General features: G+C 62.9%; 20 protein-coding genes and 1 pseudogene. 8 read left to right on the forward strand and 13 right to left on the reverse strand.

The window, feature by feature from the left end; translation table 11 throughout:
- The coding region (locus ACOVQ0_RS10215; RefSeq protein WP_421883837.1) for a DnaB-like helicase N-terminal domain-containing protein at positions 1-505 on the reverse strand (505 nt) is incomplete at its 3' end.
- Between the two features lie 82 nt (positions 506-587).
- Positions 588-1,688, reverse strand: coding sequence for a GGDEF domain-containing protein (locus tag ACOVQ0_RS10220; RefSeq protein ID WP_421883840.1), 1,101 nt, complete (start codon positions 1,686-1,688; stop codon positions 588-590).
- A 167-nt stretch (positions 1,689-1,855) separates the two neighbouring features.
- Between ACOVQ0_RS10220 and ACOVQ0_RS10225 the strand changes: the two genes are divergently transcribed.
- Genes ACOVQ0_RS10225 through dcd form a run of 6 tightly spaced genes read left to right on the forward strand, consistent with a single transcriptional unit; the run spans position 1,856 to position 5,009 of the window.
- The gene (locus tag ACOVQ0_RS10225; RefSeq protein WP_421883844.1) at positions 1,856-2,338 is read left to right on the forward strand and encodes a UPF0262 family protein; all 483 of its coding nucleotides are present in this window, start codon (positions 1,856-1,858) and stop codon (positions 2,336-2,338) included.
- A 29-nt stretch (positions 2,339-2,367) separates the two neighbouring features.
- On the forward strand, positions 2,368-3,123 hold the full coding sequence (locus ACOVQ0_RS10230) for a glycoside hydrolase family 25 protein (protein ID WP_421883847.1): 756 nt from the start codon (positions 2,368-2,370) through the stop codon (positions 3,121-3,123).
- Positions 3,120-3,575, forward strand: a complete 456-nt coding sequence (locus tag ACOVQ0_RS10235; protein WP_421883850.1) for a cytidine deaminase — start codon at positions 3,120-3,122, stop codon at positions 3,573-3,575. Before ACOVQ0_RS10230 ends, ACOVQ0_RS10235 begins: the two co-directional genes overlap by 4 nt.
- A gap of 33 nt (positions 3,576-3,608) precedes the next feature.
- Complete coding sequence (locus ACOVQ0_RS10240) at positions 3,609-3,776, forward strand: hypothetical protein (RefSeq protein WP_421883854.1); 168 nt, start codon at positions 3,609-3,611, stop codon at positions 3,774-3,776.
- A 1-nt stretch (position 3,777) separates the two neighbouring features.
- Entirely contained in the window at positions 3,778-4,455 is a 678-nt protein-coding gene (locus tag ACOVQ0_RS10245) for a Fic family protein (RefSeq protein WP_421883857.1), read from the forward strand.
- Entirely contained in the window at positions 4,455-5,009 is a 555-nt protein-coding gene (gene dcd / locus ACOVQ0_RS10250) for a dCTP deaminase (RefSeq protein WP_421883861.1), read from the forward strand. The genes ACOVQ0_RS10245 and dcd overlap by 1 nt, the downstream gene beginning before the upstream one ends.
- Positions 5,010-5,085: 76 nt before the next feature.
- Here dcd and ACOVQ0_RS10255 read toward each other — a convergent pair whose 3' ends face one another.
- Positions 5,086-5,817: a glycine zipper 2TM domain-containing protein gene (locus ACOVQ0_RS10255; protein ID WP_421883864.1), complete on the reverse strand. Its 732-nt coding sequence runs from the start codon at positions 5,815-5,817 to the stop codon at positions 5,086-5,088.
- 117 nt (positions 5,818-5,934) lie between these two features.
- On the reverse strand, positions 5,935-6,417 hold the full coding sequence (locus ACOVQ0_RS10260; protein ID WP_421883890.1) for a GAF domain-containing protein: 483 nt from the start codon (positions 6,415-6,417) through the stop codon (positions 5,935-5,937).
- Between the two features lie 88 nt (positions 6,418-6,505).
- Here ACOVQ0_RS10260 and ACOVQ0_RS10265 point away from each other — a divergent pair, with 88 nt between their 5' ends.
- The gene (locus ACOVQ0_RS10265) at positions 6,506-7,966 is read left to right on the forward strand and encodes a PQQ-dependent sugar dehydrogenase (RefSeq protein ID WP_421883867.1); all 1,461 of its coding nucleotides are present in this window, start codon (positions 6,506-6,508) and stop codon (positions 7,964-7,966) included.
- A gap of 91 nt (positions 7,967-8,057) precedes the next feature.
- On the opposite strand, the gene ACOVQ0_RS10270 is transcribed toward ACOVQ0_RS10265, so the two are convergent.
- Both ACOVQ0_RS10270 and ACOVQ0_RS10275 read right to left on the reverse strand, forming a co-directional pair.
- Positions 8,058-8,873, reverse strand: coding sequence for a DUF815 domain-containing protein (locus ACOVQ0_RS10270; RefSeq protein ID WP_421883870.1), 816 nt, complete (start codon positions 8,871-8,873; stop codon positions 8,058-8,060).
- A complete protein-coding gene (locus ACOVQ0_RS10275; RefSeq protein WP_421883873.1) occupies positions 8,870-10,588 on the reverse strand; it encodes an acyl-CoA dehydrogenase in 1,719 nt (572 codons plus the stop codon). Before ACOVQ0_RS10275 ends, ACOVQ0_RS10270 begins: the two co-directional genes overlap by 4 nt.
- 63 nt (positions 10,589-10,651) lie before the next feature.
- Here ACOVQ0_RS10275 and ACOVQ0_RS10280 point away from each other — a divergent pair, with 63 nt between their 5' ends.
- Complete coding sequence (locus ACOVQ0_RS10280) at positions 10,652-11,599, forward strand: L-threonylcarbamoyladenylate synthase (RefSeq protein ID WP_421883877.1); 948 nt, start codon at positions 10,652-10,654, stop codon at positions 11,597-11,599.
- A 78-nt stretch (positions 11,600-11,677) separates the two neighbouring features.
- On the opposite strand, the gene ACOVQ0_RS10285 is transcribed toward ACOVQ0_RS10280, so the two are convergent.
- From ACOVQ0_RS10285 to ACOVQ0_RS10315, 7 genes and pseudogenes are all read right to left on the reverse strand, one after another.
- Positions 11,678-12,028, reverse strand: a complete 351-nt coding sequence (locus tag ACOVQ0_RS10285; RefSeq protein ID WP_421883880.1) for a hypothetical protein — start codon at positions 12,026-12,028, stop codon at positions 11,678-11,680.
- Positions 12,029-12,144: 116 nt separating this feature from the next.
- A complete protein-coding gene (locus tag ACOVQ0_RS10290) occupies positions 12,145-12,918 on the reverse strand; it encodes a head GIN domain-containing protein (protein ID WP_421883883.1) in 774 nt (257 codons plus the stop codon).
- A gap of 316 nt (positions 12,919-13,234) precedes the next feature.
- Entirely contained in the window at positions 13,235-13,759 is a 525-nt protein-coding gene (locus ACOVQ0_RS10295) for a CarD family transcriptional regulator (protein ID WP_168851102.1), read from the reverse strand.
- Positions 13,760-14,096: 337 nt separating this feature from the next.
- The gene (gene fdxA / locus ACOVQ0_RS10300) at positions 14,097-14,435 is read right to left on the reverse strand and encodes a ferredoxin FdxA (RefSeq protein ID WP_168851101.1); all 339 of its coding nucleotides are present in this window, start codon (positions 14,433-14,435) and stop codon (positions 14,097-14,099) included.
- Between the two features lie 14 nt (positions 14,436-14,449).
- Positions 14,450-14,764: an RNA-binding S4 domain-containing protein gene (locus tag ACOVQ0_RS10305; protein WP_421883886.1), complete on the reverse strand. Its 315-nt coding sequence runs from the start codon at positions 14,762-14,764 to the stop codon at positions 14,450-14,452.
- Between the two features lie 31 nt (positions 14,765-14,795).
- The gene (locus ACOVQ0_RS10310; RefSeq protein WP_421883894.1) at positions 14,796-17,339 is read right to left on the reverse strand and encodes a helicase-related protein; all 2,544 of its coding nucleotides are present in this window, start codon (positions 17,337-17,339) and stop codon (positions 14,796-14,798) included.
- Between the two features lie 170 nt (positions 17,340-17,509).
- Positions 17,510-17,748 (reverse strand): annotated as a pseudogene (locus ACOVQ0_RS10315) (transcription termination factor Rho); the annotation flags it as partial.

A 17,748-nucleotide genomic window follows, 5' to 3' on the forward strand; every position in this document is an offset into this window, starting at 1 on the left:
CGCTGCCGGTCTGCGCGCCTTCGGCCACGGCATAGAGCGCGGCTTCGGCCTTTTCGACCTGTTCGAGCGGGGCGACCGAATCGCTGGTATCGAGCGCGCCTTCGACGAGGTTGCGGCCCACCGAGATCAGTTCGCGCAGGAGGGCGAGGTCATAGACCTGTTCGGCCAGTTCGCGCGGGTTGAGCAAGCCCTGCCCGTCTGACGTGAGGCGCGCGAGATAGGCGACGCCGCCCAGTTCCTTCAGTCCATCATCGCTTTCGAAATAGGGCTTCAGGGTGACCGGGGTGACCACCGCCTTGCGATCGATCAGCGCCTGGATGCGTTCGAAAACGCGCCCGTGGACGGCCGCGAAGAAATGTTCGGGCTTGAGCGGGGTCTGCAGTTCTTCAAGGATGCGGTTGTCGATCAGGACCGCGCCGAGAAAGGCGGCTTCGGCTTCCACGTTGGAGGGGAGCGCACGAATCTCGGACGGTTCGCGGGTGAGGATGGCTTCGCTGGCGGACATGGGCGCATTGTGCCCCACCCTGCCCCGCGCGGCAACGGCAGCGGGGTGTGGATAGCGGGGATTGGATACAGGTTCAGCCCGTCTATCCCGCCAGCATGATGCGGTTGCGGCCTTCTTCCTTGGCCCGATAGAGCGCTTCGTCCGCCGCTTTCAGCGCATCGCGCGGGTTGGCATAGGCGAAAACATCGGCAATCCCGCCGGAAAACGTGATCTGGCCAATGGGCTCTTCGGTCGAGCGGTTGACGAAATTGCGGCTGCCGAAATTTTCGCGCACGGCATCGAGCTTGTCCCACGCTTCCTGCGGAGTCTTGCCGCGAAACAGCATGACGAATTCTTCCCCGCCCTGCCGCGCGACATGGCAATTGTCGTTGGTAATGCGGGCCAGCGTTTCGGCAATCGCACGAATCACGCGGTCACCGGTATCGTGGCCGTGGGTATCGTTGACGCGCTTGAAATGATCGATATCGCAGAACGCAACGCAGAGGTTTTCGGCTTCCTGCCGCGCTTCGCGGAAATGCCGGTCGAGCAAGCCTTCGAAGGCACGGCGGTTGGGCAGGCCGGTGAGATGATCGACATCGGCATCGTGACGGGCCTTTTCCAGTTCCTTGCGCAAGCTTTCCGTTTCGGCTTCGCTACGTTGCATTTCGGCGGCAAATTCATTGCCGCGCGCAATCATTTCCTGCGCGATCCCTTCCAGCGCAGCGACCATCGCGGCGGGATCTCCTGCGTCTGGCACCGAAGAAACATGGTTCGCTATCTGCAAATTGTAGCTTTCGGCGGCGGCGTGCGCCGAGCGCGTGGTCTGGCTGAAGGCTTCGAGCGAGGTTTCGAGCGCGCCGACGATCTTCTTGACGCTTTCCTGCAAACCGTCTGCCGTGCGGTTCTGGTCAAGCCATTCCTGCGTTATCGGCAGGCCTGCGCTGCGGCGATCGAGCAGTTTGCGGGCAAGCAGGGAATCCTCGCCGGAAAAAGCGGCATGGGCGGCCAGCAGGTTGTTGGCCGTTACGACCAGATCATTGCCGAGCAGGAAATCCGATATATCCTGCATGAGAATGGCGTGCGCAGCATTGGCCGACGCAGCGGCGGGCACGGCTGTCGGTGCAACATCGCGCCCGGCGTCCGTATCCTTGCCACTGCCGAAAAGGCGGAAGAAACGCGATCCGCCCTCAAACTCGATTCCCACCACGAATCTCCCCTGTTGTCTGTTCCACGGCATTTACCGGTGGGAGGCTGCGACGGTCTGGAAAGCGGGATAGGTAGATTCACCAGATTCGCCGGGAGATTGGCCCGATCCGGGCCGAATACCGCCCTCTTGTGTGATCCGCGCCGCTCTGCAACACAGGACGTCTGATGGCTGACACGCGCATCTCTCACATCGAACTGGACGACGCGACGATCATCTGGCGCAACGCCGATATCGAGCAGGAGCGGCGCATCGCGATCTTCGATCTGATCGAGGAAAACACCTTCAAGCCGTTGCGCGCCTTCGAGGCAGGACACGAAGGCCCCTATCGTTTGCGGCTGTCCGTGGACGATGGGCGCCTGATTCTGGCGGTTTCCGGGGAAGATGACAGCCCTCTGGAAACGGTGATCCTGGGGCTGGGCCGGTTTCGCAGGCCGATCCGCGAATACTTCGCAATCTGTGACAGCTATTATCAGGCCATCCGCAAAGCGACCGCGATGGAGATCGAAACGATCGATATGGCGCGGCGCGGGATTCACAACGACGCTGCCGATACGCTGCTGGAAAGGCTGGACGGCAAGATCGAAACCGATTTCGCCACGGCCCGGCGGCTCTTTACCCTGATCTGCGTGCTGCATATCAGGGGCTGAACGAAAAACCGGGACGCGATTCTTCCAACATGGCCAAGCATTCGAACAGGGGCCGCCCAGCCGGTGCGCGTGCAACAGGCGGACGCGCCCAGAGCGGTCGGAAAAGCAGCCTGAAACGGCGCTTGCTGGCCGTTGTGCTGCTGGTCGCACTGATCGCAGGCGGATTCGGCTGGTGGAAGGCCCGCACATGGCTGCCCGATCGCAAGGATTATCCCGTTCAGGGCGTGTGGTTGAGCGACGACAACGGGCCGGTGGACTGGCGGTTGTTGCGCGCAGCGGGTGCTGACTTTGCCTATCTGACCGCCAGCGAAGGCACTAACACGCGCGACATGGCCTTTGCCGAAGGCGTGGCCGCAGCACGAGCACGCGGGATGCAGGCGGGCGCGGTCCATGTTTATGACCTGTGCGCCCCGGCAGATGCGCAGGCAGCGAATTTCGTGACGCTGGTGCCGCGTGATCAGGACATGCTGCCGCCAGCCATCCGCATCGACATATCATCGCGCACCTGCCCCGATGTGCCGGGTGAAGCGCAGATGCAGAGCGAACTGACCACGTTCCTCAACCAGGTGGAAAAGCACGCCGAGAAGCCGGTGATCCTGATGGTATCCCGATCTATCGAAAAGGAATTTCACCTTGCGGCGCGGATCGACCGCAATATCTGGGTGGAGCAGGATTTCTTCGAGCCCGCCTATGCCGGGCGGCCCTGGGTGATGTGGACCGCCAGCAGCCGGTTGCGGCTGAATGCGGCATCCACGCCCCTGAACTGGGTGGTGGTACAGCCATGAGCGATGCCTTGATTGCCGAAAAGCGCGAAGACATGATCGCGGCGGCGCGCGCGGCGATGGACACAGCCTATGCGCCCTATTCCGGCTTTCATGTGGGCGCGGCGCTGCTGTTCGATGACGGCGCAATCGTGACGGGCGCGAATTTCGAGAATGCCAGCTATGGCCTTTCGCTGTGTGCCGAGACGGTGGCCTGTGCCAGCGCATCGCACAGCGGACGACGCACCGGATTGCTGGCGGTGGCAGTGCTGGGTGGCATGGGTGGCGCGGTGGAAGCCGCGATCAGCCCGTGCGGGCGGTGCCGGCAAGTGGTGAACGAACTGGCTGCGCTGGGCGGGACCGATCCGCTGGTGCTATGTGTGGGGGCGGACGAAATCGTGGAAATGCGGCTGTCGGTCCTCTTGCCCAATGCGTTCGGGCCGAAAGACCTTTCGTCGTTGCGTCCGAATGTCTAGGATGGAAACATCACACGGAAGGCGACTTGGAACGTGACCAAGACTGAAGAAATGATTGAACGCGCCAAGAATGTGGCGACCACAGCCGAAGAGCGGGAACGGCAGCGCCGTAGCTTTGCCTATGGCAATGCCAAGACCGAAAACGATCTGGTGACATGGGAAATGATCGAACAGGCGGCGTTGAAGCACAAAAAGGCGTGATGTGACCGAGCGTCATACTATCTCCAGTGATGCAACTGTGGTTGCAGACAGTTTGGCTCGGGCTGCACTTGAAGCAGAAAATACGCTTCTGCAGTTTGACCAAGTGCTTGACTGCATTGATGAGACAGTTCGCGATGGCCGCCCGTTCCGTCTGCGCCCTTCCCTTATCCTGACCTTGCATCGCACGGCGATGAACCGGGTTCATCCGCAAGCTGGCACATATCGCAATGCAGGCGTGCAAATCGGTGGAAGTCGTCATGCGCCGCCGCACGAGAGTCTTGTCCCGGCTAAAGTGGAAGACCTCTGCGACTGGGTGAACAAGAACTGGCCGATCAAGTCCGCGCTGGAATTGTGTGCCTACGTGATGTGGCGGCTCAATTGGATTCATCCCTTTGCTGACGGCAATGGCCGAACGACGCGGGCGGTGGCCTATCTTGTGCTGTGCATCCGGGCAGGTGCACGGTTGCCCGGATGGCCAACCATTCCTGAACAGATCGCGGCAGACAAAACGCCCTATTACAATGCACTTGAAGCTGCTGATCTTGCAGCAAACGATGAGGATACGGATTTGTCCGAAATGACAATTTTGCTGGAGGGCTATCTGCAAAAGCAGCTTGCTGCGGTTCTGGAGGCTGCAACCAGCACCGAAGCATCTGAAACTCAGCGTAAGTTTCACTGATGGCCATTCTTTCCGATAAGTGGATCCGCGACAAGGCGCTGAACGAAGGCATGATCGAGCCTTTCGTGGAGAACCAGCGGCGTGATGGCTGCATCAGTTATGGGTTGTCGTCCTATGGCTATGACGCGCGGGTGGCGCGCGAGTTCAAGATTTTCACCAATGTCGATTCCGCCGTGGTCGATCCGAAGAACTTCGACGGGGCCAGTCTGGTGGATCGCGAAACCGACGTTTGCGTGATTCCGCCCAATTCGTTCGCGTTGGCGCGCACCGTGGAATATTTCCGCGTGCCGCGCGATGTGCTGGTGATCTGCCTGGGCAAGAGCACCTATGCACGCTGCGGCATCATCGTGAACGTGACGCCGCTGGAACCGGGTTGGGAAGGCCATGTGACGCTGGAGTTTTCCAACACCACGCCGCTGCCTGCCAAGATCTATGCCAACGAAGGCGCGTGCCAGTTCCTGTTCCTGCAGGGCAACGAGCCGTGCGAGGTGAGCTATGCCGACCGTGCGGGCAAATACATGGGCCAGCGCGGGGTGACGCTGCCCAAGTTGTGAAGGCCGAAATCATGAGAAAGGCCCGCCTTCCTTGGGGAGGGCGGGCCTTTTGTTATGGGACGCGCGGTGTGCCGGATCAGCCGGTGTAGACGCGCTTTTCCTTTACGCGCTTGTCCGGCACGATCTTCGTGCGTTTATGGATCACGCGGCGGCGAGCCGGAACGTCGACCCACTTTTCGGTCACCACCGTGGTTTCGACACAGGGCTTTTGCGGGCCACTGACGACCGGAACCCACATGTAGCCATATGGTGCAGGCGGGTAGCCGGGGTAAGCGCCCGGATAGGCACCGGGCGCAGCGCCCTGTGGTGGCAGCGAGGCGAAGTAATCGTCGCATTCGCGGCGCAGGGCCTTGTCCTCACCCTTGTCGATCATGTTCCCGGCGATGGCACCGACCGCAGCGCCAGCAACAGTGCCGAGCACGCGGTTGCCCTTTCCGGCCACGCGATTGCCCACGACACCCCCGACAACGCCGCCGAGCGCGGTGCCGCCAACGTGGCGATCGCCATAGACCCTGGCGCACCGGTCGTTCATTTCGGCCCAGCGCGGATCGGGCGCGGGATAGCCTTGCTGCGCAACGGGCGGATAGGCCTGCCAGTTCTGCGGATAGGCCTGCTGGACCGGCGCGTTCATCGGCTGTGTCATGACCACAGTGGGGTAGGGTGGGCCTGCCATCGGCGGATAATAGACCGGGCCGCCAACGGGGCCATGTCCGTAGGAGACGCCAGCAGGCGCGCGATGGTCACCGGCGAGGGCGGGCGATGCAGTGACGCCGAGAAGCAGCGCGGCGATGGAAAGACGGGCAAACATGCGGATTCCCCCTGTTGGGAATGGTCGTTAACCGCAAACTTACCATCATGACCGGCATGAAACCAAGGTTTCTGCCGGGGAAGAGTCCCACCTGTCCCGAAACGGACCAGTTCCTTTTCAGATATGAGGCGCGATAGCCGCCGCAAGCGCTTCGATCCCACGCGCGTCCTGGGCGTCGAAGCGGGCAGGGGAGGGGCTGTCGAGATCGATTACCGCGATCACCACGCCATCGCGAAGCACTGGCACGACCAGTTCCGACCGGCTTGCAGCATCGCAGGCGATGTGGCCGGGGAAGGCGTGGACATCGGGCACGAGCTGCGTCTCTGCGGTGGAGGCCGCGGTGCCGCAGACGCCTTTGCCCAGCGCAATGCGGATGCAGGCAGGCTTGCCGATGAAGGGGCCGAGCACAAGTTCGCCGTCCACCATGCGATAGAACCCGGCCCAGTTCAGATCGGGCATGAATTGCCAGATCAGCGCGGCAAGATTGGCCATGTTGGCGACGGCATCGGGTTCGCCTTCGGTCAGCGCGCGCGCAGATGACAGGAGGTCTGCGTGGAGATCGGCTTTTGATTGCCCTTCGGTGGGTGCGAACGTGAACATCGGCAAGGCATTAGCGCAGCCTGCCATCATTGTCGCGATACTCTTCGGGCCATTGCCCTGACGCCACAGCAGGCCTAGATTTGCGGCCATGAACATCATCAAGAAGATCCTGATCACGATCATCGTGATCATCGCCATTGTGGGAGCTTGGGTTGCCTGGTCGATCCGGGGGCCTGCCGCCGAATTTTCGACCAACGATACCACCGGGCCGAAGCCCAAGCTGGCCGAACCCAACGAGCAGACCATCCCCACGATCAAGACCGCCGATCCGGTGGGCTGGAAGGACGGCGAGGCTCCGGTCGCGGCGCAGGGCCTTGCGGTGATGCGCTTTGCCGACAAGCTGGACCATCCGCGCACGATCTACACTATGCCCAATGGCGATGTGCTTGTGGCCGAGACGAACTCGCCACCGCGCGAATCAAGCGGGATCACCGGTGCGGTGATGGGCTATCTCTTCAGGAAAGTGGGCGCAGGCGGGCCTTCGCCCAACAAGATCGTGTTGCTGCGCGATGCGGACGGCAACGGCACGGCGGAACAGCGCTTTGTGATGGAGAATTCGGCGCTCGCCTCTCCGGCAGGCATGGCCTTCCGGGAGGGGCGCCTGCTGGTGGCCAATCACAACGCCGTGCTGTCCTTTCCCTATGAGCCGGGGCAGACCGCGCTGACGGGCACGCCGGAAAAGCTGATGGACCTGCCGGGCGGCGGCAACCATTGGGTGCGCAATCTGCTGCTCTCGCCCGACGGGGCGAAGCTCTATGTCACGGTGGGTTCGGCATCGAACATTGCCGAAGGCGGGATCGAAGCCGAAGCGGGCCGCGCGTCGATCCACGAATATGACTTCGCCAAGAAGAAGTCGGTCGAATATGCTGGCGGTCTGCGCAATCCGAACGGCCTGGACTTCAACCCGCACAGCGAGGAACTGTGGACCACGGTGAACGAGCGCGACATGCTCGGCCCCGATCTGGTGCCCGATTATCTGGCGAGCGTTCCGTTCGGTTCGAACTTCGGTTGGCCGTGGGTCTACTGGAAGAAGAACATCGACTGGCGCGTGAAAGCGCCGATGCCGGAATACATGATGGATTACGTGCGCAAGCCAGACTACGCGCTGGGTTCGCACGTTGCGCCACTCGGTCTGACCTTTGCCAAGGGCGGAAATCTGATGGGTGCGGCCTTCCAGAACGGGGCGTTCGTGGCGCGGCATGGTTCGTGGAATCGCCGCCCGCTGGCGGGCTATGACGTGGTGTTCGTGAAGTTCGACGAACGCGGCAACGTGCTGGCGCAGCCGCCGGTGCCAGTGCTGACCGGGTTCCTCAACGCTGAAGATGCCGCACGCGGTCGCCCGACTTGGGTGGCTTTTGCCAAGGATGGCGCGCTGCTGGTGAGCGACGATACCGGTGGCGTAATCTGGCGCGTGGTTGCGCCGGGTGCCGCACCTGCAGCAGCGATTGCGCCTTTGCCCAAGCGCGTGGCGCCGCCGCAGGGCAAGGGCACCGGCAAGTTTATCATGAAACCGAATGCCGATTCAGATTTGGTGAAGCCGGAGCGCTGAACCACTACGTCGTCATTCCCGCGCAGGCGGGAATCCAGTTCCACCGGTTGTGCGCTGGATTCCCGCCTGCGCGGGAATGACGAAGATTTTCCTAGATTGCTCGCCCGGCCCGGCCTGCCAGTTCGTTGACGTATTGCCACGCGACGCGGCCTGAGCGGCCACCCCGGCGCTTTGACCATTCCAGCGCATCAGCTTCGTCATAGGTCAGGCCGAAGTGGGCGGCGTAGCCTGCAATGATCGCAAGGTAATCGTCCTGCGTGCAGTTGTGGAAGCCGAGGCTGAGGCCGAAACGGTCGGCCAGGGCGAGGCGATCGTCCACCACGTCGCGCGGGTTGATCGGATCATCCTGTTCGGACAGGTGCCGTTCCACGATGGCGCGGCGGTTTGAGGTTACCGCGAGACGCACGTTGGCCGGGCGGGCTTCGACGCCGCCTTCAAGCCACGAACGCAGCTTGCGCGCGCCATCTGAATCAGCGGCATCGAATCCGAGATCGTCGAGGAACACGAGGAAGCGGCGGTCGATCTGGCGCAGGGTGGCGAAAAGATCGGCAAGGCCCGCGTCGGGGCTGGCCTGCACCAGCGCGATGGAACCGGGACGGGCCTGCTGTGCCGCCAGCGTGGCGGCGCGGAGCAGGGCGGACTTGCCCATGCCGCGCGCGCCCCACAGCAGCATATCGTGCGCTGCTGCCCCGCGCGAAAGGCGCGCGACGTTTTCGACGACGGCGGCCTTCTGCTTGCTGATCCCCTGCATGAGGTTCAGGGCAGGCGCTTCGAGCGGATCGATGCCGCGCGCGGCCTTGCCGTCCCAGACATAGGCCGGGAAGGCGTGCCAATCGGCGCTGTGGGCCTGCGGTGGAGCAAGGCGTTCAAGCGCCTCGGCAATACGGGAGAGCAGGGCCTCGCTCATCCGATCAGCGCCTCGGTATCGAGATCATAGAGCAGCGCGGCACCGGCCATTGCGGAAGAGCCAAGGCCGCGCGCCTCGGGCACGATCACGCGGTTGAAGAACTTGGTCACCGCGATCTTGGCGTGGAGATCGGAAGCGCGCGATTGGCGGGCAAGTTGCCAACCGGCGACGGCCACCGCGCACATCGTGGTGAAGGGGACGGACCCTGCCAGCTTGTCATCGAGCGAGGCCGTGCTGCTCATCCACTGGCCGATGGCGGCGGCGTCCTTCGCCAGAGCGGCGACTTCGGGCACGTCTTCCATCTCGGATGCGATTTCAGCCATCAGCGCCTGCAACACGCCGCCGTTATCGTACCCCAGCTTGCGGGTGACGAGATCGGCGGCCTGAATGCCGTTGGTGCCTTCATAGATCGGGGCAATGCGGGCATCGCGCAGATGCTGGGCAGCGCCGGTCTCCTCGATGAAGCCCATGCCGCCGTGGACCTGCACGCCAAGGCTGGCGACTTCGCAGCCGATGTCGGTGCCCCAGGCCTTGAGCATCGGCACGAGCAGTTCGGCACGCTTCTGCGCTGCTTCGTTGCCCAATGCGCCGCGATCAACCTGCCCGGCGGTGTAATAGAGCAGAGCGCGGCTGCCTTCGGTCAGCGCACGCATCCGCATCAACATGCGGCGTACATCGGGGTGTTCGATGATCGCGACGGGTGTCTTGTCGGGCGATCCCGCGCGGGCGGACTGCACGCGATCGCGCGCATAACCGACGGCCTGTTGCAGCGCGCGTTCGGCGATCTGCACGCCCTGGCTGCCGACATTGATGCGCGCGGAGTTCATCATCGTGAACATGGCGCGTAGGCCCCCGTTTTCGTGGCCGACCATCTCTCCGATGCATTCGCCATTATCGCCATAAGACATGACGCAGGTAGGGGAGGCGTGGATGCCGAGTTTGTGTTCGATCGAAACGCAGCGCACGTCGTTGCGCGCACCGAGCGATCCGTCCTGTTCCACGTGGAACTTCGGCACGATGAACAGCGAGATACCGCGCGAGCCTTCTGGCGCGCCGGGAGTCCGGGCGAGGACGAGGTGGATGATATTTTCCGCCGCGTCATGTTCGCCGAAGGTGATGAATATCTTGGTCCCGTTGATCCGGTACTTGCCTGCGTGCGGACCGTCAGTGATCGGCAATGCGGTGGTGCGCAGAGCGCCGACGTCAGACCCGGCCTGCGGTTCTGTCAGGTTCATCGTGCCCGACCATTCGCCGGAAATCAGCTTGGGCAGGTAGAGCGCCTTTTGCGCATCGCTGCCGTGGTGTTCGAGTGCCTCGATAGCGCCAACGGTGAGCATCGGTAGGAGCGTGAAGCCCATATTGGCCGCGCCCAGTGTTTCGAGCGCGACAGTGGCAAGCGTGAAAGGCAGACCCTGTCCGCCAAAATCGGGCGAACCGGCAATGGAGTTCCAGCCCTGTTCGACGAAAGCCCGGTAGGCTTCCACATAGCCCGGCGGGAGAGTGACCGCGCCGTCGCTGCACTTTGCCCCGATCTGGTCCCCCGCACGGTGGAGCGGTGCCCATTCCCCGGCGGCAAATGCGCCAGCACCTTCGACGATAGCCTCAACCAGATCGGGCGTGGCCGCGGCGAACCGTTCGTCCTGCGCGATTTCATCGATTCCGGCGCTGACCTTGATCGCAAGGATCTGGTCGGCGGTGGGCGGGGTGAAGCTCATCGGTCCTCTCCTGTCTCGTCCGGCGCTTGGCGCGGGCACGCGCGCTCCCTATAGCGAAACCTTATGGACCCGACAAAGCCTTCCAAAGTGCAAATGCCCGACAGTCAGGGACTTTGTGATGCCGCACAGGTCATCACGCAGGGCGGCACCGTGGCCGTGCCGACCGAGACCGTTTATGGTCTGGCCGCGCGGGCTGATGACGATGCGGCTGTGGGGGGCATCTATCGTGCCAAGGGCAGGCCCGATTTCAACCCGCTGATCGTGCATGTGCCCGACGTTACGGCAGCGGAACGTTTCGCGCGGTTCGATGACCGGGCAAAGGCATTGGCGCAGGCGTTCTGGCCTGGGGCGCTGACGATGGTTCTCCCCCGCCGCGACGATGCAGGGCTGGCCGCAGCGGTGAGCGCGGGACTGCCCACTGTGGCGCTGCGCTGCCCGGCGCATCCGGTGATGCAGGCTCTGTTGAAAACCTGTGGATTGCCACTGGCGGCACCATCGGCAAATCGCAGTGGCGGGGTGAGTCCCACGAGTGCGGACCATGTTGCCGCATCGCTGGGCGAGCGGGTGGACCTGATTCTCGACGGTGGGGAAACCGAGCGCGGAATCGAATCGACCATTATCGGTCTGCGCGATGATGGCACGTGGGCCATGCTGCGGCCTGGCCCGATTACCGAAGCCGAAATTGCTGCCGTGCTGGGCAAGAGGGGCACGGCGGTATCATCGACGCGGATCGAAGCGCCGGGGCAATTGGCGAGCCACTATGCGCCCGGCAAGCCGGTGCGGCTGAATGCCGAGAGTGCGCGCGACGGGGAGTTCATGATCGGGTTCGGCGCGGTTGACGGAGACGTTTCGCTTTCAAAAACGGGCGACCTGGCCGAGGCGGCAGCGCGGCTTTATGCATGCCTGCACCTGGGAGCCGAGGCACCGGAGAAGCTCATCGCGATTGCTCCGGTGCCGGATGACGGCATTGGGGTTGCGATCAACGACCGGTTGCGGCGGGCGGCGGCTTAGATTGCCCCTCCACCACCCGCTGCGCGGGCGGTCCCCCTCCCCGCCTGTGCTTCGCAAAGGCAGGGAGGATTTGCGTTATCACTCCGGTTCGTAAGGCACGGATGCACGGAGCAGGTCCATTTCGCGGTAGAGACGCCGGGCATCGTCGCACGCGTCATCATCGCCTTCGCGGCAATCGGCGCGGGCACGGTCATAGTCGCGGGAGAGCCGGCCGTAGCGTTCTTCGCGCTGGCGAATCTGGCGACCGCGCTTTTCATCGCGTTCCGACTGGCTGACGGTGACGCGATCATAGGCATCGGCGGTGGTGTTGACCGCCCTCGCACCGGCCCGGACAGGCATGGTGGCCAGATCGAAAGCGGATTTGGCCACGCAGCCTGACAGCATCAGGCCCGATAACATCAGGGTTGCAAAAGGCAGGGGCTTTTCCATGAAGGGGAAAATCCCATTGTCCGAGAGGCTTGGCAAGAACGAGTTGCGCCGGTTCGGGGGAGACGTGCGTTGCGCAACATGCCCTCCCCCAGCCCCTCCCGCCTGCGGGAGTGGCGTTAGTTTGCAGCTTCGCTTTCGTTGCTGTCTGGCGTCACGCCATTCGCGCAGACCAGCTTGCCGGAACCCATCGCGCTGACCTTGCAGGTGGCGCGGCCAAAGACACGGACTTCGCCCGATCCCATGATGTTGGCATCGACGGTGCCGTTCGACGCGAAACGCGCGTTGCCCGAACCCGCCACATCGACCTTTACCGTATCGGCATTGAGGCCATCCATCTCGGCATCGCCGCTGCCGGCTACCGTCATTTTCAGCTCTTTGGTCTTGCCAGCAGCGCGCAGCTTGCCCGAACCGACAACATCAACGCCAAGTTTGTCCGTGTCGATCGCGCGTGCTTCAACCGCGCCGGACCCTGCAATGACGATCTTGGCTTTTTCGCCGCCCATCTGGTCTGCCGTGAGATTGCCAGACCCTGCGAGCACCACTTCGCTGAGCAGAGGCAGGGTGACGTTTACCGTAGCGGCCCCGGCAGATTGGCCAACCTTCCAGCCTTCGCGCGCGATGCCAAGCTGGCCTTCGGACAGGGCGAAGCGGAGTTTGTCCGAATCGGCACCTTCGACCGTGATCGCCAGCTTGTCGCCACGGGTGACGCGCACATTGTCAGGCCCGAGCAGGGTGATCGCGGTGGGGGCAGGGCCGGTAAGGTCCAGATCCGCGAGCGGAACGCCTTCCTTGCCGTTGAACGAGACGTTTCCGGCATCGCACCCGGCAAGCGCGGTGGCGATTCCGAACATGGCAACGCCTGCAATGGCACGGACGAAATTGTTCAGCATGGCACGATCTCTCCTGACTGTATTGCCGATATAACACGGTGATGCGGTCAGGGCCAAGTCGTTCATGGATTTGGGAAAGGTGTTGGTCGGGTTGGACTGCGGTCAACGAAACGGGCAGCGCGTTGTTTCGAACACTACCTCGTCATTGCGAGCGCAGCGAAGCAATCCAGAGCGGTTCTGCGCCGACTCTGGATTGCTTCGCTGCGCTCGCAATGACGAAAAATTGGGGGGCGTGTTCGCAAGCGACGTGATCACCAATGAAAAAGGCCCCCGGTTTCCCGGAGGCCCTTTTCAAACGCCGGTATGGCGAAACGGGTCAGGCCGTTTCGTAATACTTGGGCGCGTGTTCGTTAAGGATCGCGAGGATCTTCTTGAGCGCTGCCGGTTCGTCGGTCTTTTCCATCGCGGCGAGTTCACGCGCGAGGCGCGACGAGGCGGCTTCGAAGATCTGGCGTTCGGAATAGGACTGTTCGGGCTGATCATCAGCGCGGAACAGGTCGCGCGTGACTTCGGCGATGGATACCAGATCGCCCGAGTTGATCTTTGCTTCGTATTCCTGGGCGCGGCGCGACCACATGGTGCGCTTTACCTTGGGCTTGCCCTTGAGCGTATCGAGCGCTTCGCGCAGCGTCTTGTCAGACGACAGCTTGCGCATACCGATCGCTTCAACCTTGTTGACGGGAACGCGCAGCGTCATGCGTTCCTTTTCGAAGCGCAGCACATAGAGCTGCAGCTTCATGCCAGCAATTTCTTCGTCCTGAAGTTCGACCACCCGGCCGACACCGTGCTTCGGATAAACTACATAGTCCCCAACATCGAAGGCGAGAGCCTTGGCTGCCATTGGTAATCCTTTCGACGCGGGCAGGGCGGGCGAAAGGGAAGCAAGCGTAACCTTTTGGGGAAAAGGTATGTGGCCGCCACTCGGACGGTCATGCAGGGCTTGCGATCCGATTGCCTGTATTGTCCTGCCGTTTTCGTGGTGCAAAGACGCCGGACAGGCGAAAGCCCACCGGCGCTTGACACACCATATAGCAGTTCAGCAACAAAATTACCACCCCTGAACGTGTGGCGGTGCAGCAGAAATCGTTTGCTGCCTCCGATACGGTGGCAACAGGGCTTTCAGCCTGAGGTTCGCCACAAACCGCGCGCACCAAAATGCGCGCGGTAAACGACTGAAATCAGTCGCCTTCGCCGGGTTCGGGCGAGAAGTACTTGTCGAACTTGCCCTCTTCGCCCTTGTGCTCATCAGCGTCAGCCGGAGCATCCTTCTTGGCAGTGAGGTTCGGCCATTCCGCCGAATACTTGGCGTTGAGTTCAAGCCACTGTTCAAGACCGGATTCGGTATCGGGCAGGATCGCTTCTGCCGGGCATTCGGGTTCGCAAACGCCGCAGTCGATGCATTCGCTGGGATTGATCACCAGCATGTTCTCGCCCTCGTAAAAACAGTCCACGGGGCAGACCTCGACGCAATCCATGAATTTGCAGCGGATGCAGGCGTCGGTGACGACATAGGTCATGGCGATTAGATCCCTCAGGTATTCGTTTGAGGCCGTGCTAGAGGCGTTTCCCCCGGTGCGTCAAGCGCATCGTCGCGACTTGCATCAAGCAGGCGATAGCAGGCCTGCGCTTCGGGTGCCGGGCCGCGCCGGGCGGGAAGCCCAAGAACCTCGATCACCGTGACCCGGCTGCGCATCGGCAGGACCAGCACATCGCCCGTTTTGACGTTGGCGCTGCACCGTTCGATGCGGCGGCCATTGAGGCGGATGTGGCCGGCGACCACCCAATCCTGTGCAAGATTGCGACTGCCGGCAAAGCGGGTGAACCAGAGGAACTTGTCTATGCGCAAGCGCGGCCTCTCCTTTCGTTATCTGGCTTCGCTATCTGGCAACCAGTTCGGCCAGCGCAGCAAAAGCGCCAGTCGCAGGTCTTTGCGGGACGATATCAGGGGCGGGCGGGCTGCGCGAGGGCCGCCAGTCCCATAGCGGCGGCTGCGGCGGGCCATAGGCCCTTTCAGGCAAGGGGCGGCCCATGTGGACGCGAAACCCACCGGCGCGCAGCAGGGCTGCATAAGCGGCGGTCGAAAGGTTCATCGAACGCGCCACGGCAGGATCGAGGAAAACGCGACGCGCTTTCGTGCCCATGCGGGTTCTGTGTGCGGCGTGGAGCAGCTTTTCGGCAAGATCGACGCGCAAGGATTCACTGCCGAGGCGGCGATATCCGGCAGGTGCGATTTTGGTGTGAACCACCGGTTGCATCGATTCCGGGGGAAGCGGTGCGGGACGCGCGCAGAGTCGGGCGAGCCGATGCCAGCCTTCGATAGCGGCCGGGCGCAGCGCTGCGGGGAGGAAGAGATCGAGCGAGCCGATGCGGACGCCGAGCGCTTTCAACTGCTTGCGCTGGACGGCATCGAGCCGATCAATCCCCGAATCCTCGCGCGGGAGCACGCCGCCGGATTCCACCAGATGGAGCAGCAAGGCACGAAGTTCGGGACCGGAAGCAGGATCGCGACTGGCCTGATCAAGCGCCAGAAGCGGGGTGAGAATGCGGGCGTGGTGCGCGGCAAGCCATGCTTCAAGCGCGGCATGGACGCGGGCTTTGTCGGGCGCGGAAAGACGATCGAGCGCAGGGTCTGGGCGCAGACGCGGTTCGAGCAGGCGGCGCCCCCGTTCGAACCGCGCAACGACAGTGCCCTCCCAGACCAGCGCGGTGTCTTCGAACGTCAGGCCTTGGGGCTGAGCGGCGGCCTTCACTAGCGCTTGCGCGCGGGTGGCGAGCAGGCCGGGCAGGTGGCGTTCGGCAGCAGCAAGCAAGAGCTTGCGATCTTCGGCACGGGCGAGCGGATCGACGACGAAGCGGAAGCCTTCGATGTGGCCGATGGGTTCATCATCCACCAGCAGCGCGCCTTCTTCGGACAGACGCACCGGGAGCAGACCGGCGTCCGCGCCTGCCTTGCGCATCAGCACGGCGGTGCGACGATTGACGAAGCGTTCGGTCAGGCGGGCGTGGAGCGCATCGGAAAGGCGTGCCTCTACCGCGCGGGCGCGAGCGGACATCTCGTCCTTCGCCAGCACCCAATCGGGACGCTGGGCGATATAGGACCACGATCGGATCGCGGCGATACGGGCCTGCAACGTATCGATATCGCCGGCTGGATTATCAAGCTGGGCGATGGATTGCGCAACGTAATCAGCCCCCAGATAACCGTGGCGCAGATCCTGCCACAGGCGGCTGACGAAGCGGCTGTGGGTTTCGGCGCCCTGCGCGCGGAAATCGGGGAGGCGGCAGACATCCCAGAACCGCTGGACGGAGCGCATACCGCGCACGCTGGCGGCGAGGTCTGGCTCATCGGCAAGATGCTTGAGCACGGCGAGGTCTATCGCCTGCGGCGGCGTGGCCAGTTGCGGAAGCGGGGGCAGGCTTTCAAGGTCTTCGATCAGCGTGGACAAGCTGTCGAAACGGGGTTCCGCTTCACGCCAGAACAGGCGGGTGAGGGGTGCGAAGCGGTGTTCCTCGATCGCGTAAATCTCTTCGGGGGTAAATTCGGGGTCATGTCCGCCCGTGCCTGCGAGCGTGCCAAACGTGCCGTCGCGCTGATGACGACCGGCGCGGCCAGCGATCTGCGCCATTTCGGCGGTGGTCAGGCGGCGCTGGCGGTGACCATCGAATTTGGACAGCCCGGCGAAGGCGACGTGGTGGACATCAAGGTTGAGGCCCATGCCGACGGCATCGGTGGCGACGAGGTAATCGACCTCACCTGCCTGATACATCGCGACCTGGGCGTTGCGCGTCTGGGGTGAGAGCGCGCCCATGACCACTGCAGCACCGCCGCGGAAACGCCGCAGCATTTCGGCCATGACATAGACTTGTTCGGCACTGAATGCGACGATCGCGCTGCGCGGGGGAATGCGGGAAAGCTTCTTGGCGCCGACGTGAGTCAGCGTGGAAAAGCGCGGGCGGGTGACCACTTCCGCTTCGGGCACAAGCGCCTTGACCATCGGTTCGAGCGTGGAGGAGCCGAGCAGCATCGTCTCTTCACGCCCGCGCGTGTGCAACAGGCGGTCGGTGAAGACGTGGCCGCGTTCGGGATCGGCGGAGAGTTGCGCTTCGTCCAGCGCAACGAAAGCAAGGTCGGGGCGTGAGGGCATCGCCTCGACCGTGCAGAGGTGCCAGCGCGCGCCTTTGGGTTCGATCCGTTCCTCACCGGTGATCAGCGCAACGTTTTCAGCACCCTTGATCGCACAGACGCGATCATAGACTTCGCGGGCTAGCAGCCGGAGCGGGAAGCCGATGGCACCAGAGGAATGCGCGCAGAGGCGTTCGATGGCGAGGTGCGTCTTGCCGGTGTTGGTTGGGCCAAGAACTGCCTTGACCACGCCGGTACTGGCGGGCTTGCGAGGCGAAGCGGGTGTGCGCGGGGCCATATCTGGGAATGTGGCGGCCATGATGGGATGAAACAAGCGACGGGGGGATTTTTATCCCCTGCCTGTTTGGCCAGCTCGGGAATAGGCCAGCAACATGCCGTCTCCCGGCCCCTCCCACAGGCGCGAGGGGGGATTATGGAAAAGGCCCGGATTGCTCCGGGCCTTGCGCTTTACTGGTTCATTGTGGCGAAGAAGTCTTCGTTCGTCTTGGAATCCTTCATCTTGTCGAGCAGGAATTCCATCGCGTCGATCGTGCCCATCTGCATCAGGATGCGGCGCAGCACCCACATCTTGGTGAGCTGATCCTTCGGCACGAGCAATTCTTCCTTGCGGGTGCCGCTCTTGCCCACGTCCAGCGCGGGGAAGATGCGCTTGTCGGCAACCTTGCGGTCCAGCACGATTTCCGAGT

Origin of the sequence: Novosphingobium sp., assembly GCF_049240505.1 — a bacterium.
Classification (GTDB): domain Bacteria; phylum Pseudomonadota; class Alphaproteobacteria; order Sphingomonadales; family Sphingomonadaceae; genus Novosphingobium.

Excerpts from the sequence above, each read along its gene's own strand:
- ACOVQ0_RS10225 (WP_421883844.1), top strand. The coding sequence starts at position 1,856 with ATGGCTGACACGCGCATCTCTCACATCGAACTGGACGACGCGACGATC.
- ACOVQ0_RS10230 (WP_421883847.1), top strand. The coding sequence starts at position 2,368 with ATGGCCAAGCATTCGAACAGGGGCCGCCCAGCCGGTGCGCGTGCAACA.
- ACOVQ0_RS10235 (WP_421883850.1), top strand. The coding sequence starts at position 3,120 with ATGAGCGATGCCTTGATTGCCGAAAAGCGCGAAGACATGATCGCGGCG.
- dcd (WP_421883861.1), top strand. The coding sequence starts at position 4,455 with ATGGCCATTCTTTCCGATAAGTGGATCCGCGACAAGGCGCTGAACGAA.
- ACOVQ0_RS10255 (WP_421883864.1), bottom strand. The coding sequence starts at position 5,817 with ATGTTTGCCCGTCTTTCCATCGCCGCGCTGCTTCTCGGCGTCACTGCA.
- ACOVQ0_RS10260 (WP_421883890.1), bottom strand. The coding sequence starts at position 6,417 with ATGTTCACGTTCGCACCCACCGAAGGGCAATCAAAAGCCGATCTCCAC.
- ACOVQ0_RS10265 (WP_421883867.1), top strand. The coding sequence starts at position 6,506 with ATGAACATCATCAAGAAGATCCTGATCACGATCATCGTGATCATCGCC.
- ACOVQ0_RS10270 (WP_421883870.1), bottom strand. The coding sequence starts at position 8,873 with ATGAGCGAGGCCCTGCTCTCCCGTATTGCCGAGGCGCTTGAACGCCTT.
- ACOVQ0_RS10275 (WP_421883873.1), bottom strand. The coding sequence starts at position 10,588 with ATGAGCTTCACCCCGCCCACCGCCGACCAGATCCTTGCGATCAAGGTC.
- ACOVQ0_RS10280 (WP_421883877.1), top strand. The coding sequence starts at position 10,652 with ATGGACCCGACAAAGCCTTCCAAAGTGCAAATGCCCGACAGTCAGGGA.
- ACOVQ0_RS10285 (WP_421883880.1), bottom strand. The coding sequence starts at position 12,028 with ATGGAAAAGCCCCTGCCTTTTGCAACCCTGATGTTATCGGGCCTGATG.
- ACOVQ0_RS10290 (WP_421883883.1), bottom strand. The coding sequence starts at position 12,918 with ATGCTGAACAATTTCGTCCGTGCCATTGCAGGCGTTGCCATGTTCGGA.
- ACOVQ0_RS10295 (WP_168851102.1), bottom strand. The coding sequence starts at position 13,759 with ATGGCAGCCAAGGCTCTCGCCTTCGATGTTGGGGACTATGTAGTTTAT.
- fdxA (WP_168851101.1), bottom strand. The coding sequence starts at position 14,435 with ATGACCTATGTCGTCACCGACGCCTGCATCCGCTGCAAATTCATGGAT.
- ACOVQ0_RS10310 (WP_421883894.1), bottom strand. The coding sequence starts at position 17,339 with ATGGCCCCGCGCACACCCGCTTCGCCTCGCAAGCCCGCCAGTACCGGC.